This window comes from Bhargavaea massiliensis, assembly GCF_050480245.1.
Taxonomy (GTDB): Bacteria; Bacillota; Bacilli; order Bacillales; family Anoxybacillaceae; genus Anoxybacillus.
In genome coordinates this window covers 1-1,382 of the sequence record NZ_JBCNEQ010000027.1, presented here as the reverse complement: position 1 = coordinate 1,382, position 1,382 = coordinate 1, and the positions used below count along the sequence as shown (strand labels likewise).

The 1,382-nt window shown below is 56.0% G+C and carries 1 rRNA gene; it reads left to right on the top strand.

Going from position 1 to position 1,382, the window contains the following annotated elements:
• A 23S ribosomal RNA gene (locus ABEV15_RS07240) occupies positions 1 to 1,293 on the top strand; the annotation flags it as partial.
• Positions 1,294 to 1,382 lie beyond the last annotated feature (89 nt).

The following is a 1,382-nucleotide window of genomic DNA, read 5'->3' as shown; positions in this document are numbered from 1 at the left end:
GAGGTGCCCGTACCGCAAACCGACACAGGTAGGCGAGGAGAGAATCCTAAGGTGCGCGGGAGAACTCTCGTTAAGGAACTCGGCAAAATGACCCCGTAACTTCGGGAGAAGGGGTGCTCCCTCGGGTGAATAGCCCAGGGGAGCCGCAGTGAAAAGGCCCAAGCGACTGTTTATCAAAAACACAGGTCTCTGCGAAGCCGTAAGGCGAAGTATAGGGGCTGACACCTGCCCGGTGCTGGAAGGTTAAGGGGAGCGCTTAGCGCAAGCGAAGGTGCGAACCGAAGCCCCAGTAAACGGCGGCCGTAACTATAACGGTCCTAAGGTAGCGAAATTCCTTGTCGGGTAAGTTCCGACCCGCACGAAAGGTGTAACGACTTGGGCACTGTCTCAACGAGAGACCCGGTGAAATCATAGTACCTGTGAAGATGCAGGTTACCCGCGACAGGACGGAAAGACCCCGTGGAGCTTTACTGCAGCCTGATATTGAATGTTGGTGCGACATGTACAGCATAGGTGGGAGACTGAGAAGCCTGGACGCCAGTCTAGGTGGAGTCGCCGTTGGGATACCACCCTTGTCGTACTGAGATTCTAACCCGCACCCCTGATCGGGGTGGGAGACAGTGTCAGGTGGGCAGTTTGACTGGGGCGGTCGCCTCCCAAAGCGTAACGGAGGCGCCCAAAGGTTCCCTCAGAATGGTTGGAAATCATTCGTAGAGTGTAAAGGCAGAAGGGAGCTTGACTGCGAGACCTACAAGTCGAGCAGGGACGAAAGTCGGGCTTAGTGATCCGGTGGTTCCGAATGGAAGGGCCATCGCTCAACGGATAAAAGCTACCCCGGGGATAACAGGCTTATCTCCCCCAAGAGTCCACATCGACGGGGAGGTTTGGCACCTCGATGTCGGCTCATCGCATCCTGGGGCTGTAGTCGGTCCCAAGGGTTGGGCTGTTCGCCCATTAAAGCGGTACGCGAGCTGGGTTCAGAACGTCGTGAGACAGTTCGGTCCCTATCCGTCGCGGGCGTAGGAAATTTGAGAGGAGCTGTCCTTAGTACGAGAGGACCGGGATGGACGCACCGCTGGTGTACCAGTTGTCCCGCCAGGGGCACAGCTGGGTAGCTATGTGCGGAAGGGATAAGCGCTGAAAGCATCTAAGCGTGAAGCCCCCCTCAAGATGAGATTTCCCATCGCGTCAAGCGAGTAAGATCCCTTGAAGATGACAAGGTAGATAGGTCCGAGGTGGAAGCGTGGCGACACGTGCAGCTGACGGATACTAATCGATCGAGGACTTAACTAAACACACACGAAAGGCGTAGGAGGATGTTAGTTCGAAGCTAGACATCACGAAAAGCGTAGGCGACTGTCCAGCCAAGCCCTGTTATCTAG